Below are 13,922 nucleotides of genomic sequence, written 5' to 3'. Positions count from 1 at the left end.
GTAAAAAATAGAACTTTTAATTTCTTTGCTATTCATTCGATTTCAGTGCCGATACCATATCAATATTTTTTAATCGCTGATGTGTAATAAACATGACAATCACGGTAAATAAAATCATCAAAAATGTTGACGCAATATAACCAAATAAATGAATCGTCAATGGAAAAATTACTTGATCGGTTTCTGCCTGCTGAAGAATATACCAGGTAAGCAAATTTCCGACAATATAGCCGGTAAAGATTCCAATAATAGTTAAAACAATGTTCTCCCGCACAACATACATGGTTACTTCCTTATCATAAAAACCAAGTACCTTAACGGTTGATAATTCACGTATACGCTCGGAAATATTAATATTCGTCAAATTATACAAAACAGCAAAAGACAGTATTCCTGATAACAAAATAAGAATCAAAATAATCGGAATTAAACTAGAGGACATATTTGAAACAGTATTTTTTTGATCCTCTGAATAAGTGACACCCAAAACATCATCTTTTTCGATCAATTGATTAGACAGCTTGTTACGCTGCTTTTCTGTTTGTGTTTTTAGCCTAATTAGAAAGCTGTTCCAGTTGGCCTTGTGGCTAAATAGTTTTGTATAAGAGGACTGGCTCATATACATAAAATTACCAACAAAGTTTTCAGCAATAGCCTTAACTTCAGCCTGGGCCTTTATACCGCTGCTAGTGGTGATTCTAATTTTATCGCCAACATTTATATTTAGAACAGCAGCAATTTTTTGAGTAATTACGACACCTTTCTTTGGCAAAGTTATTTTTTGATTGGAATTAACTCTCCTAAGGTTAACGTACTGATAAAACCGACTATTTTCTTTCGGGACATAAATGCCAGTATCGCTCACCTGTTTCCCATTTGCTTGAATTTTGCCAATATCAGAAGAAATATCAACGTGACTTTTATAGCGTTTATTTTTTTGTAAGGTTCCAAGAACCCGATTTTCGCTTTTTGCACTTTTCAGTCTAATGAGTGCTTGATATTTGGTTAGTTCGTTGAATTGACGCGTACCACTGGCAGCAATTGAATTTTGTATCCCAAAACCGGTGAGGATCAGTGCTGTTCCACCGGCAATTCCGATAATTGTCATAAACATTCTCGATTTGTATCGAAAAAGATTGCGGTAACTAATCTTCTGTTTAAAATTTAACGATGACCAAAGAGGTTTAATCTTCTCCAGCAAAATTTTTTTAGCCGATTTAGGTGATTTCGGCTGCATCAATGCTGCTGGTTTTTCTGATAATTCGTTAAAAACAACAATTATAGCAGCGTCCGTGGTTGCGATTAATGAAAATAAAATAGATAAGGCAAAAAATCCCCATTGAAATTTCACAACAGCAACGATTGGTATGTAATTTTTATACAAAGACAATACAATTCGTGGCAAAAAATTATTACCGATTAGTGCACCAATAATTGTACCGGCCATTCCTGCCATTAAAGCATAACCAATATAATTGCGGGCGATTGAAAATTTAGAGTATCCCAAGGCCTTAAAAATGCCAATCTGTCCACGAGCTTCTTCGATCATTCTCGTAATGGTTGTGAAAGTAATCAGGGCAGCAATCAAGAAAAAGAACGCCGGGAATACATTTGCGATTGCTGAAATTCGATTCGAACTGTCTCCATAAGTGGAAAATCCCGGCAAATCTTCACGTGTTTGCCAAGTATAAACCGTTTTGGAATTTTGATTGGCCTTTTTTAAAAGTCCACTAAGTTTCTTCTGCTGAACATTCAATCTTTTTTCTTGTTGATCCAGTTTAGGTGTTGTTTTGACAAGACCACCGGATTTTTCGACCAATTGTTTTTTCGCTTGATCAACTTCATTTTTGGCCTGATTCAGTTGTTTTTGTTTTCCTTCTATAACGCTAAGTGTTTTATTTAAGATCTGGCTGCTTCGTATTTTTGAGCGAGTTTTAAAAAGTTTTTTTAATTGAATTATTTTCTTGTTAATTTGGTCCTGGTAGTGATTGCCAAAACTGCTGTATTTTTGCAAACTGTCGAATCTAATATTCAACAAAGTCGCAGAATCAAGGTTCATTTGATTATCAGGTATATAGGCAAAAAAATGAACCGTTCCGTCACCGATATTGGTTGTTCCTCTTTCTGTATTGTCAATATACATTGGCGAATCAGCGAAACCAACAATCTTATATTTCCGTTGTTTTAAATTTGCTGATTTAAGAAAAGTAAATGTTTGCCCTAACTTATATCCATATTTTGTTTTGGCTCTATTATCCAAAACAATTTCATTTTTGGACTTTGGCAATCTTCCGCTGCGCAGAATTAATTTATTTTGCTTTTGCTGAGACTGGTATCCAAACAAAGCCACTGCAGACTTGTCTTTACCTGCTAAAACATATTTAAATTTAACGGCTTCGGCTTTTGCATCGGAAAGCTTCTCGGCAATTTTAATATCTTTTTTGTCAAAGCCGGTTGTTGAAAGGACTTGGATGTCGCTCAATTTAGTATTAAGTAACGTTTTACTCAAAGAATCATTTAAGCTGGGTCCTGAAGCTTTCACGCCGACAAAAATTAAAACTCCAAGCATAATAATTAAAACAATCGCAATAAATCTTCCCAAGGGGTTTTTGATGGCACGCCACATATTTTTAGTTAAGGGTTTCATTGAAATTTCCTACCACTTTATATCCGAAATCGGAATCGGTTTTGCATTATCCTGAACGGAAGCTACTTTGGCGTCATTGATTCTAATAACTCTGTCGGCCATTTCAGCGATTGCTGAATTATGTGTAATCAACAGAACGGTTTTATTATATGTTTGGCTGGCACTTTGTAATAAATTCAGAATTTGTTTGCCAGTTTCATAATCCAACGCGCCGGTTGGTTCGTCGCATAAAAGTATCTTGGGATTTTTAACCAAAGCTCGCGCAATAGCAACGCGCTGCTGTTCGCCACCGGACAATTGGGAAGGAAAATTGTCCAATCGTTTCTCTAAACCGACATCTTTCAATACTTCGGAGGCATCAAGGCCGCTTTTTACAACCGAAGAAGCTAATTCAACATTCTCTTTTGCCGTAAGATTCGGTATTAAATTGTAAAATTGAAAAACAAAGCCAATATCCTGACGCCGATATTCAGTTAATTGTTTCTCATTGAAAACAGCAATATCAGTGCCATCTACAATGACTTTACCCTCGGTTGGCGAGTCCATACCACCCAAAATATTTAAAATGGTTGACTTTCCAGCACCGCTTGGTCCAAGAATAACGGTTAGTTTTCCTCGTTCAGCCTCAAAAGAAAGATCGTCATTGGCGACGATCTCGATTTCACCCATTTTATAACGTTTAAATTCGTTTTTGACCTGAATATAAGCCATATTAAGTTCCCCATTAATTATTAAACAGACTATCTAATAAAAAACATTATCCTGGATTAATAATCAAATCTCAATATAAAAAACTTTAGTCCATGAAATATTGAGCAAAAAAATAATTTATTAAAAATAATTTTATAAGTTCCTTTCATCTAAGAAAAAAATATTGAACTGTTATTAAAAAAAGAAATAAAAATGACAATATAATTGCAAATATTCTGCTATTTCGATAACTACAAAAAATCTGATTCAAAAGTACTGTAGGTTAAGGAATTCCAATAATGTACGCAAATTGGTTTAGACCAAAGACGTTTTGACTTCCAAAACATACTCTGAGCAGTTAAGAGCGGTGTTAGAATGATTTCTTGTAAGCGCTTGCAGGGTACTCTTTATTATCCGATTCAAAATAACTCCTCTTCTTGAAAAACGGGCGCTTACACATTACTAAAATCATTGAAATAACTCATAGTGAAGCTTCATAATCGTATCTTTGCTGTGAGTTTTTAATTTGACAAAAAAGCGCCAGCTAATGAACTGGCGCCTTATCATAATAAATATTGTACTGGGAAACTTAAAGTTTTCTCATGAAAAATATATCAATTTCAAGTATTGAAGCTATTTAATTATGCTGCTGCGATTGTAGCCAGCTGAAAACTGGCTACAAAACATAAGATAACGCCGATTAGTTAAAGCTAAGTAAATCAAATATTAAATAAAAATAAAGTTAAACCAAAGTAATCCTAGAATAATTAAATCAAGCATACACACAAACCGCGGTGCAACAATATCAGTCAAAAGAAACAACAACTTTGTCCGCTGCGCCGGGCGTTGCGGCGGTTTTCAAAGCCTTTAAGGCATCCGAAAACGGGAAAACATTGCTGATAATTTTAGCGTATAGTTCCGGGTACTTGATTATATTATCAGTTACCTGAAAAATTTCAGTTGGATAGCCGACTGAAAGTCTGATGTCCAACTCTCTATCGAGTAGATCGCCGAAATTCACAGGAACTTCTTTTTTGTGCACAGCAACAATTGTATAAACAGCACGGTATTGGGCAATTTTAAAAACTGTTTTTGGAACAATCGAAGCTCCGGCTGCATCGATATAAATATCGGTAGCCGAACGTTTATTTCCGCTTGGAACTTTTTCCAGCCCTTGACCATGAAACTTAATTAATTGTTCCAATACGTCTTCTTTGCCGGAATCAATGATTGAATCGGCACCAACATCCAAAGCCTTTTGTAATCTTTCAGGAATAATATCGATCGCGACGACGTTCTTAACTCCTAAAGCCTTTAAACTAATAATTGCTCCCAGGCCAATTGGTCCTGCCCCAAAAACAGCAACTTTACTATCAGCTTTCGCTTTGGAACGATTCACAGCATGCTGCGCAACCGCCATCGGCTCATTTAAAGCAGCAACTTACCAAGGAATATTTTTTGGAATAATTCGGAAATTCCGGTTAGCTTTGGCATTAATTAAATTGACATAGTCTGATAAAGCACCCTGTACGCCACCATTACCAATAATGCCATCTTCAGCCGCCATCGGATTGATCACCACGTGATCTCCGATGGAAACGTCATCTACATCCGAACCGATATCGGCCACAATACCAGCTGCTTCATGTCCCAATGGAGTATGGCCTTGGCGTGGTGGAATTCCACCAATTGAAGTGTAGAAGGTATCAGACCCACAAATTCCATTAGCCTTAATTTTAATTAAAACATCCTGTCGACCCACTTGTGGTTGGTCGACATCAACAAACGAATTTTCTCCGACAGCAGTAACTTGAACTTGTTTCATACAAATCACACTTTCCTTATTAATAATAAGTTAATTGTACTTCCTTTATCATACAAATGAAAGCGCATCCACTTTTCAGTTAATCCAAAATTCTAAGAAGTACTTGAATATTCGAAATTTAAACAGATTAAGCAAAGAAAATAAAAACGATTTATGTCGGTTAATAGTCAAAGGAAGGAAGCTCGTTTAAAATGAACATAAAGTTGTTAAAGAAAGAAAACCGTCTATGATTACAAATAATTTAATAAAGACTTTCGCTAATTATTGGCAAAAATTCAACTGGGAAATAATTGGCCCTAAAATTCTCGATTCGATCATACAAATAATAATTTATTCAATCATCTTTTGGATAATTAATCGACTGGCTGTTTTTCTGCTCGATCGAAGTTTCGATACCTATTTGAGATCGCGCCGAATCAACAAAAAAAGAGCAGATACGCTTCACACTCTAACACGTAATACTGTTCGCTATTTCATTGTTTTCTTCTATTTATATACAATTTTAAGCGCACTGGGTTTCCCAATTGGCACTTTAGTTGCCAGTGCTGGGATTGTAACAGTCGTGGTTGGGTTGGGAGCCCAAAGCATTATTCGCGATATTATTTCCGGATTTCTAATTTTGCTCGAACAACAGATGGAAGTTGGCGACAGCGTCATAATAAACGGTAATATCAGCGGGCGGGTGGTCGCTTTTGGTTTACGGATCACCACTATTAAAGACACCGACGGCGGTTTAAACTATATAACTAACAGCAGTATCACAACCATCAACAATCAATCCCGAGCCAACATGCGTGTCCAAATTGACATTCCGATCAAAAATGTTCAGCAAAGCCCTTTGGCAATCAAAGCTATCAAAAATGTAAATGAAACTATTTTGAATAAAAATAATTCAATCATAAGTCAACCGCAAATACAGGCCCCGGTTGTATTAGAAAACAACAATACTTTTGGCATTACGATTATTTTGTTTGTTAAAAACGGCCAACAATCAAAGATCAAGGCTCAATTGACAAGCAGCTATCTAAAAGCAATTGAACAAGAAGAATTGAAAAAAAGATCAGCAGAACAAAAAAACGAAATCAAAACAAATAAATAATAAATTTAAAGCTATTAATTTTTTAATTTTCTCTTTAAAATTCAAGGTGGAAAGCATATCTGTTTTAATGGTTCTAATAGGGGGTAGAAATTCTTTTATTAATTTATTATTTATTGTATTGGCAACGGATACAATGATTCAGTTGATGAAATTAGAAGCAATATCAATAAAAATCCCAACTATCAAAAATACCAGTGCCAAATAGAATAAGAAACTCTTGCCAAAAACAACATTCACTATCATTAATAACAAAGCTACCAAATAGAAAGCCAAATATGTATAAGTCAATATATTAAATAGTTTCTTCTCTTCGTGATTGTTTTTATTCATTCCCAAACCCCATTTAAAAATCTCTACAATTTCTTCCTATTGATAATTGTCTTCGTTTAGCAGTTAATAATCTAGAGTGATCGAACATGATTTAAACTTTCTCATATTAATATCGATTAACACAGATCACTTATTAAAGAATCCTTAAATTAAGAACCAAATAAAAACAATTTTTTACTTAAAAAGCCTTAGAAATAAATCTAAGACTTAAACATGCTTTTATTAATTTAATTACTAATTATCTTTTTTTAAGCTCGGCCAGCAAAATTTCGTGAACAATTTTTGGATTGGCATTGCCGTGAGTTTTTTTCATGACCTGCCCAGTCAAATAACCAATTGCACGATCTTTGCCGCCTTTAAAATCATCAATTGACTGTTGATTATCATCCAGTATTTGATTAATGATCGGCGTTAGCTTGTTCGGATCCGATAGCTGAACCAGACCGTTTTTCTCGACATAGGCTTTTGGTTCTTCGCCATCCGTAATTGCCGTGAAAACCTTCTTTGCCTGCTTGGTTGAAATTGTTCCGTTGTCGATTAATTTAATCATCCCGGATAGATGTCCAGGCGTCAATTTTGTGTCCTGCAAATCAAGTTGGGTTTCATTCAAATAGGCGTTTACATCCCCAATCAAGTAATTCGCAGTTCGTTTTGGATCAGCACCATCATCAACGACTTGATCGTAAAAATTAGCCATCTCAAGTGTCTGGGTTAAAACAGCGGCCTCCTTTTTAGAGAGAGCAAATTTATTAATGTAACGGGCGATACGATCATCGGCAGTTTCGGGCAAACTCGATTTAACCGCTTTAATCCATTCATCGGAAACATGAATCACTGGAAGATCCGGTTCCGGAAAATAACGATAATCGTCCGCGCCTTCCTTAACCCGCATCAAAATTGTCGACTTCGTTGGTTCGTCGAAACGACGGGTTTCCTGACCAATTATATGACCAGCCATCAATTCGTCACGTTGGCGTTGTTCCTCATAGGCCAAGGCATTTTTCGCATATTGGAAAGAATTGACGTTCTTAATCTCAACCTTAGTACCATACTTTTCTGCTCCAATCGGGCGAACAGAAATGTTAATATCAACCCGCATCGATCCTTCTTGCATCTTAACATCGGAAATGCCCGTAAATTGAATTAATTGACGCAGTTTCTCCAAATATAGATAAGCTTCATCGGGACTGGAAATATTTGGTTGAGAAACAATTTCGACCAATGGCGTCCCTTGACGATTAAGATCCACCAAAGAATAGCCCTTACCGGAATGAGAATTTTTTCCCGCATCCTCTTCGACATGTAATTCTTTAATACCAATTCGTTTGCTCGTACCGTCTTCTTTTTTTATTTCAACGTAACCATCATGACCGATCGGTGTTTGCTGTTGGGTAACTTGATAGGACTTTGGATTATCTGGATAAAAATAGTTTTTCCGGTCCCAATGAACATCGCGGGTAATTTGTGCATTCAAGGCCAGAGCTGCCATCATACCGGATTCCAAAGCGCCCTTATTGGCGCTTGGCAAAACACCGGGATAGCCCCAATCGATTACATTGGTATTCTCGTTAGCTGGATCACCAAAATTAACCGGTGAAAGAGAAAAAGCCTTCGATTTCGTTTTTAATTCAACATGGACTTCAAGTCCGATCGTGGTTTCAAAGCTCGACATTAGAAATTCACCCCCGGATGTTTAGTAAATAATTGACTGTCCTGCTCAAAAGCGTAGGCTGTTTTGTAAATTGTACTTTCATCAAAACGTTTGCCGATAATTTGCAGGCCAACCGGCAAACCGTCGGTGAAACCGGCATTAATCGACATTCCTGGCAAACCGGCCAAATTGAGCGGAATTGTCAACAAGTCATTCATATACATTTTCACAGGATCGTCATTTTCTGAACCAAGATCGAAAGCCGGTGAAGTCGTTGTCGGTCCCAAGATAATATCGTGATTTTCAAAAACTTTGGCAAAATCATTAACAATCAAAGTACGCACTTGAGCTGCTTTTTTGAAATAAGCATCGTAAAAACCAGCCGACAAAGCAAAAGTGCCTAACATAATTCGGCGTTTTACTTCATCACCAAAACCTTCGGAACGAGTTCTAACATATAAATCCTCCAACGTTTGACCATCCTGACGAGCAGAAAAACCATAGCGAATACCGTCAAAACGTTCCAAATTAGAAGAAGCTTCCGATGAAGCCAAAATATAATAAGCGGCTATTCCGTATTTGGAATGAGGAAGAGAGACTTCATCAACTTTTGCCCCCGATGATTCATATTTGGCAATCGCCTTTTTAACGACATCTTTGACCCCTTCATCGATGCCCTTGGCGAAGTATTCTTTGGGAACACCAATTCGCAAGTCTTTAACACCCTTCTTAATTCCCTTTGTAAAATCAGGAACCGATTGATCCTCAGTCGTTGTATCCCGTTGGTCTTTTCCGGAGATTGCCGCTAAAACACGAGCATTATCTTCAACGGTTCTTGTTAGAGGACCAATCTGATCAAGACTAGAACCAAAGGCAATCAAGCCCCAACGCGAAACGCGACCATAAGTGGGTTTTAAACCTACGATTCCATTAAAGGCTGCTGGTTGTCTAATCGAGCCACCAGTATCCGAACCCAAGGCAACCGGGATAACTCCCGAAGCAACCGAAGAAGCCGATCCACCTGATGAACCACCAGGAACTTTTGTATGGTCCCAAGCATTAGCAGTTTTACCAAAATAAGAGGTCTCAGTTGAGCCGCCCATCGCAAACTCGTCCATATTGGTCTTGCCGATTGTGACAATCCCCAATTCATTCAGTTTTTCGATAACAGTCGCATCATAAACTGGCACGAAATTATCAAGAATATGCGAAGCTGCCGTTGTTTTTAGGCCCTTGGTAACGATATTATCTTTAATCGCAAAGGGAATACCGGAGAGGATATTATCCGGATCTATTCCAACAGCATCAATTTCAGCAGCTCGTTTCAAAGCCCCTTCATCATCAATCGTGATAAAGGCATTGATTTCGCTTTGAGAACTTTTCGACTTATTAAGGGCTTCTTTTGTAAGCTCAGTCGCAGAAATTTCCTTATCGACTAATTTTTTGTGTAAACTTGTTAAATTTTCATTAAAAAAATCAGTCATTTTAGCTTTCCTCGTCAATAATTGCTGGAACTTTAATTTGGCCATCCTGGGTTTCAGGCGCATTAGCCAATAATTCGTTCTTTTGATTGGACTTGACGGCAACATCTTCTCTTAGAACATTGATATTATCAGAAACAGTATAAGTTGGTTTAACGCCGTCGGTATCAACTTCGTTTAATGTTTCTACTAAATCCAAAATATTTGCTAACTGACCAGTGAAAAGATTTAATTGCTGATCGTTAAAATGAAGTTTTGCAAGCTTGGCTACATGAGCTGCATCTTCACGTGGTAATGATTCTGACATAGTTCCTCCTTGATAAAATTTTAACAGTTTAACCGCGAAGCAAAAAGAAAAAGCGGAATTAGATTCCGCTTACGACTTATCACTTTTTGCGTTTTACAAGACTTTTATACCGCGAATACCAAAGATCAACATATTCTTGTGAAAAAGGACCGGCATTGCTATTGATCATCTGAATGAGGATTTTCGTGTGAGCCTTTAAAATCTCATCAATTTCCGGAGGATAATTCCAAAGCTGCCCATGAGCAATATATTCATCTGCATCCAAAAGGTGCTTAGTCCCATTTGTTAAGACTTTAATATCCAAATCATAATCGATATACTTTAAAGCTTCTTTATCCATAACGTATGGGCTGGCAAGGTTGCAGTAATAACTAACACCATCATTACGAATCATCGCGATAATATTAAACCAATACTTATTGTGAAAATATACAAGTGCCGGTTCATGGGTAACCCAACGCCGACCGTCATCTTCGGTAACAAGTGTATGATCATTCAAACCAATGAGAGAATTTTCACTGGTTTTCAAAACCATCGTGTCACGCCAAGTCCGATGTAAATGGCCGTCGTGCTTGTAACTTTTGATCGTGATAAAGTCGCCTTCCCGCGGATTGCGAGCTGCGTCTTTAGTCATAATCCTACCTCAAGACATTTCGTCTTCGATTAAAGTTTATCACAGTGAAAGGAGCGAAAATTTCGACTAAAGTTTCTCAAGAACTTCCGGGTGCATTTTCATCCACTGGTAACCGATAATTCCAGGGGCTGTGGTAATTTTTTTGGAAAGAATTTTTTCTTCCAATTCTTCAAATGAAAAGAAAACAGTTTTCACAAACTCACTTGGATCGAAATTTTTGTCCGTCTTTCCCTGTAAATCGGTTAGAAGCATTAAATGGGTCGCTTCGTTTGTAAAACCTTCGCTGGTACTGATACAAAATATCTCCTGTGCATCGCGATATTGCAACCCGATTTCCTCGCGAGCTTCTCTTAAAGCAGCCGTTTTCGGATCTTCACCGGGATTGATCAAACCAGCCGGGAAACTGGTTCTTTCTTGGTTAAGCCCAGCTCGATATTCGGTCCCTAAAGCAAATTTGATTTGATTATCAACGGGCACAGGAGCAATAAAAGCAACCGCATTGCCGTGTAAAACAACCTGCCGCTCAACTGTCAGGCCATCCGGAGTCTTAATCTTTCGGCTGACAACGTCAAAAATAAATCCATGAAACTCTTTTTTTTCATTTAAAATCCGACCCTGTTCCGTCATTTTCTTTCTCTCCAATTACCTGATCAATGATTTCAACCGGGAAACCTTTCCCATATAAATAACTGCGAGCACGATAAGCTTTCTCGCGACCATATTTATCATAACGAGACCAAATGTGATTAATTGTCCGGCGTGCATTCTCTAATTGCTGCTGATTATCTTCCTCGAAAACCAATTTATCAATTGTCGCCTTAATTAAATCCGAATCGTAGCCTTTTGCATAAAGTGCTTGATTGATTTTTTGTTTCTGCTTGATAATCGAATTCTTGGAATAATGTTTTTGATATTTCTCAGCTAGAGAAAGAGCATTTTCCATTTGATCGTTAGTTTCATAAACCGCCAAAGCCGCTTCGATATCGGTATTGGGAATACCGACTAATTTTAATTTCTGCGAAATAACCAACGGCCCGGCCGCCTGTAGATTAGCCTGTGTGCGGACAAAATTCTCGGCATAAATCTTATCATCGAGATATTTTTCATCTTTCAAACGTGCGATCGCCGCTTTGATCGTTGCATTATTAAATTCCAAACTGCGTAATTTATCAAAAATTTCTTTTTCAGTTCTTAAATGGTGTGATAAATAATTCAAAGACTTGGAAATTGCCCGGGCAATATCTTCGTACTTTTTTATTTCATTGATTTTTTTTTCGTTCAGTTCGCGATTTTTCGCCAAACCAAATTTAATCAAAGTCATCTCTGAAATCCCAAAAGCAAATTTACCGTCTAAATCCAAGTTATAACGGCCTTTACTCTTTTGAGCTGAAATTTTTGTTATTTTTTTTGTCATTTAGTTAATGCACTGAGAATAAAAAAATTATATTTCGAAATTATCCCAATTTTTGATCAAATATTTATCGTCAATTTCCGGGTCCTGAGAAGTGAGAATCTTGGGACCGTCATGTGTAATAACAATCGTATGTTCAAATTGAGCCGACCAGCCACCATCTTTGGTCGCCACAGTCCAACCATCGCCTGCATAATCGGTTGTGACTTCCCAGGTACCGGTATTTACCATCGGTTCAATCGTAATCGTCATCCCCGGGCGGAGACGCAAACCATGCCCGGCAACACCAAAATGAGGAACCTGAGGATCCTCGTGCATCGTCGGTCCAATACCGTGGCCGATATATTCGCGAACGTTTCCGAAGTGGTTTTCGTCAGTTACGAAATGATCGATCGCTGCGCCAATATCGCCAATTCTATTTCCGACAAGCGCATGATCGATCCCGACATAAAGTGCTTTATGGGCAACTTCGTATAAGCGTTCGATTTCCGGGCTGACAGTCCCGACCCGATAAGTCCAGGCCGAATCGGCCAGACCGTGATCCTTTTCGACAACAGTATCAACTTTAACTAAATCACCATTTTCCAAAATAAGTCCTTTGCGCGGAAAGGCATGGGCAACTTCGTTATTAACAGATACCGTAACAGCATATTTGAAGCCTTCAAAACCGATTTGGCTGGCAATCGCGCCATGGTTTTCTATATAGGCCCGTGATTTTTCTTCGATTTCCCAAGTATCGAGTCCTGGTTTAATCAAATCACGCAGCATGTGATGCATACCGGCAATTACTTGACCGGCTTGATCCATTTCCTTTATTTCATTAATACTTTTCAAAGTAATCATACTTCCGATTATATGCCTTCTTTTTGACCTACTTGCTCTCTTTCTCGACATAAATCGGCCTTCTCTTCGACTCTAAAAAAATCGCTGAAATATATCTGCCGACAACTCCGAGACTGAACATTTGCAGACCGCCAAAAAACATAATGATAACCGTAATCGTTGTCCAGCCGCCAATTGCAATTGCCGGATCAAGTAATTTACGAACAATTACAAAAATACCGCCAACCACTGCAAGCAAAGTTGTTAAAAAACCCAATACAGTTACCAACGTTAAAGGCACCGTCGAAAAAGAAATAAGTGCAGAAATTGCGTATTTAAAGAGTTTCCAAAAACTCCATTTTGTTTGTCCTTTCTTTCTTTGAACGTTTTTATAACTGATATATTCGGTTCTAAAACCAATCCAAGTGAAAAGTCCCTTGGAAAAACGCTGATTTTCCGGCATCGACAAAACAGCTTTAACCATTTGTCTACTCATAATTCGATAATCGCGTGCTCCACTGACGAGTTTTGTCGATGAAATCTTGGAAATAAATTCATAAAAGAGATTTGAAAAGAAACTAATTAACGGCTTTTCTCCCTTGCGGTCCAACCTTCTGGTAGCAACGCTATCCAATTGTTCATTGACTAATTTTCCAAGCATCTTCGGTAAAAGAGCTGGTGGATCCTGCAAGTCAACATCCATCAAAACAACATAATCATATTTTTTTGCATAAGTCAGACCGGCATAAATGGCGGCTTCCTTACCAAAATTTCGCGAGAAGGAAACGAAGTGGACCGAGGAATCTTTCAGTTGAAGTTGTTTGATCTCAAGTAAGGTTCGATCAATCGAACCGTCATCGATATACCAAAAATCATATTTTAAATGCTTAAAGGCGTCCGGCAATGATAGCAAACCTTCGGCTGTCAAATTTTTTTTAACAGTGTCATAAAAAATATGAATATTTTCCTCTTCGTTATGAACAGGCACAATGATTGCTAACGAAGGATAAACTGTTTCCTGCATA

The 13,922-nt window shown here is 37.7% G+C and carries 14 protein-coding genes; 1 reads left to right on the top strand and 13 read right to left on the bottom strand.

From position 1 onward, the window contains the following. Positions 1-28 precede the first annotated feature (28 nt). The 4 genes from A3G9_RS0100285 to A3G9_RS1000000110300 form a co-directional block, all read right to left on the bottom strand. Positions 29-2,647, bottom strand: a complete 2,619-nt coding sequence (locus tag A3G9_RS0100285) for an ABC transporter permease (RefSeq protein WP_002821627.1) — start codon at positions 2,645-2,647, stop codon at positions 29-31. A gap of 9 nt (positions 2,648-2,656) precedes the next feature. Beyond that, the gene (locus tag A3G9_RS0100280; protein ID WP_002819521.1) at positions 2,657-3,358 is read right to left on the bottom strand and encodes an ABC transporter ATP-binding protein; all 702 of its coding nucleotides are present in this window, start codon (positions 3,356-3,358) and stop codon (positions 2,657-2,659) included. 784 nt (positions 3,359-4,142) lie between these two features. After that, a complete protein-coding gene (locus tag A3G9_RS1000000110305; protein ID WP_236608173.1) occupies positions 4,143-4,757 on the bottom strand; it encodes a zinc-binding dehydrogenase in 615 nt (204 codons plus the stop codon). A 21-nt stretch (positions 4,758-4,778) separates the two neighbouring features. Beyond that, entirely contained in the window at positions 4,779-5,162 is a 384-nt protein-coding gene (locus A3G9_RS1000000110300; RefSeq protein ID WP_236608172.1) for an alcohol dehydrogenase catalytic domain-containing protein, read from the bottom strand. Between the two features lie 226 nt (positions 5,163-5,388). Between A3G9_RS1000000110300 and A3G9_RS0100270 the strand changes: the two genes are divergently transcribed. Beyond that, entirely contained in the window at positions 5,389-6,261 is an 873-nt protein-coding gene (locus A3G9_RS0100270) for a mechanosensitive ion channel family protein (RefSeq protein WP_002821626.1), read from the top strand. A 138-nt stretch (positions 6,262-6,399) separates the two neighbouring features. On the opposite strand, the gene A3G9_RS0100265 is transcribed toward A3G9_RS0100270, so the two are convergent. From A3G9_RS0100265 to A3G9_RS0100225, 9 genes are all read right to left on the bottom strand, one after another. Continuing rightward, a complete protein-coding gene (locus A3G9_RS0100265; protein ID WP_002819524.1) occupies positions 6,400-6,591 on the bottom strand; it encodes a hypothetical protein in 192 nt (63 codons plus the stop codon). A 238-nt stretch (positions 6,592-6,829) separates the two neighbouring features. Continuing rightward, on the bottom strand, positions 6,830-8,263 hold the full coding sequence (gatB, locus tag A3G9_RS0100260; RefSeq protein ID WP_002819525.1) for an Asp-tRNA(Asn)/Glu-tRNA(Gln) amidotransferase subunit GatB: 1,434 nt from the start codon (positions 8,261-8,263) through the stop codon (positions 6,830-6,832). Beyond that, positions 8,263-9,726 (bottom strand): Asp-tRNA(Asn)/Glu-tRNA(Gln) amidotransferase subunit GatA, encoded by a 1,464-nt coding sequence (gatA, locus tag A3G9_RS0100255; protein ID WP_002821625.1) that lies wholly within the window; start codon positions 9,724-9,726, stop codon positions 8,263-8,265. The genes gatB and gatA overlap by 1 nt, the downstream gene beginning before the upstream one ends. A gap of 1 nt (position 9,727) precedes the next feature. Beyond that, positions 9,728-10,030: an Asp-tRNA(Asn)/Glu-tRNA(Gln) amidotransferase subunit GatC gene (gatC, locus tag A3G9_RS0100250; RefSeq protein WP_002819528.1), complete on the bottom strand. Its 303-nt coding sequence runs from the start codon at positions 10,028-10,030 to the stop codon at positions 9,728-9,730. 79 nt (positions 10,031-10,109) lie between these two features. Further along, positions 10,110-10,664 (bottom strand): DUF402 domain-containing protein, encoded by a 555-nt coding sequence (locus A3G9_RS0100245; protein ID WP_002817031.1) that lies wholly within the window; start codon positions 10,662-10,664, stop codon positions 10,110-10,112. A 66-nt stretch (positions 10,665-10,730) separates the two neighbouring features. Further along, a complete protein-coding gene (locus tag A3G9_RS0100240; protein WP_002821624.1) occupies positions 10,731-11,291 on the bottom strand; it encodes an NUDIX hydrolase in 561 nt (186 codons plus the stop codon). Then, positions 11,263-12,078, bottom strand: coding sequence for a recombination regulator RecX (gene recX / locus A3G9_RS0100235; RefSeq protein ID WP_002821623.1), 816 nt, complete (start codon positions 12,076-12,078; stop codon positions 11,263-11,265). Before recX ends, A3G9_RS0100240 begins: the two co-directional genes overlap by 29 nt. A gap of 27 nt (positions 12,079-12,105) precedes the next feature. After that, a complete protein-coding gene (gene map / locus A3G9_RS0100230) occupies positions 12,106-12,918 on the bottom strand; it encodes a type I methionyl aminopeptidase (RefSeq protein WP_002819533.1) in 813 nt (270 codons plus the stop codon). A gap of 28 nt (positions 12,919-12,946) precedes the next feature. Further along, the gene (locus A3G9_RS0100225; RefSeq protein WP_002821621.1) at positions 12,947-13,921 is read right to left on the bottom strand and encodes a glycosyltransferase family 2 protein; all 975 of its coding nucleotides are present in this window, start codon (positions 13,919-13,921) and stop codon (positions 12,947-12,949) included. Position 13,922 lies beyond the last annotated feature (1 nt).

Source organism: Oenococcus oeni DSM 20252 = AWRIB129 (genome assembly GCF_000372485.1).
In the GTDB taxonomy this organism is placed as follows: domain Bacteria; phylum Bacillota; class Bacilli; order Lactobacillales; family Lactobacillaceae; genus Oenococcus; species Oenococcus oeni.
Note: the sequence above shows the minus strand (reverse complement) of the source record. Positions and strands in the feature narration are given on the sequence as shown.

What these genes read in the sequence shown, in the direction of transcription:
- gatB (WP_002819525.1), bottom strand. Translation starts at nt 8,263, where the DNA reads ATGTCGAGCTTTGAAACCACGATCGGACTTGAAGTCCATGTTGAATTA.
- A3G9_RS0100225 (WP_002821621.1), bottom strand. Translation starts at nt 13,921, where the DNA reads ATGCAGGAAACAGTTTATCCTTCGTTAGCAATCATTGTGCCTGTTCAT.
- A3G9_RS1000000110300 (WP_236608172.1), bottom strand. Translation starts at nt 5,162, where the DNA reads ATGAAACAAGTTCAAGTTACTGCTGTCGGAGAAAATTCGTTTGTTGAT.
- A3G9_RS0100265 (WP_002819524.1), bottom strand. Translation starts at nt 6,591, where the DNA reads ATGAATAAAAACAATCACGAAGAGAAGAAACTATTTAATATATTGACT.
- A3G9_RS1000000110305 (WP_236608173.1), bottom strand. Translation starts at nt 4,757, where the DNA reads ATGGCGGTTGCGCAGCATGCTGTGAATCGTTCCAAAGCGAAAGCTGAT.
- A3G9_RS0100270 (WP_002821626.1), top strand. Translation starts at nt 5,389, where the DNA reads ATGATTACAAATAATTTAATAAAGACTTTCGCTAATTATTGGCAAAAA.
- recX (WP_002821623.1), bottom strand. Translation starts at nt 12,078, where the DNA reads ATGACAAAAAAAATAACAAAAATTTCAGCTCAAAAGAGTAAAGGCCGT.
- A3G9_RS0100240 (WP_002821624.1), bottom strand. Translation starts at nt 11,291, where the DNA reads ATGACGGAACAGGGTCGGATTTTAAATGAAAAAAAAGAGTTTCATGGA.
- gatC (WP_002819528.1), bottom strand. Translation starts at nt 10,030, where the DNA reads ATGTCAGAATCATTACCACGTGAAGATGCAGCTCATGTAGCCAAGCTT.
- A3G9_RS0100285 (WP_002821627.1), bottom strand. Translation starts at nt 2,647, where the DNA reads ATGAAACCCTTAACTAAAAATATGTGGCGTGCCATCAAAAACCCCTTG.
- A3G9_RS0100280 (WP_002819521.1), bottom strand. Translation starts at nt 3,358, where the DNA reads ATGGCTTATATTCAGGTCAAAAACGAATTTAAACGTTATAAAATGGGT.
- A3G9_RS0100245 (WP_002817031.1), bottom strand. Translation starts at nt 10,664, where the DNA reads ATGACTAAAGACGCAGCTCGCAATCCGCGGGAAGGCGACTTTATCACG.
- gatA (WP_002821625.1), bottom strand. Translation starts at nt 9,726, where the DNA reads ATGACTGATTTTTTTAATGAAAATTTAACAAGTTTACACAAAAAATTA.
- map (WP_002819533.1), bottom strand. Translation starts at nt 12,918, where the DNA reads ATGATTACTTTGAAAAGTATTAATGAAATAAAGGAAATGGATCAAGCC.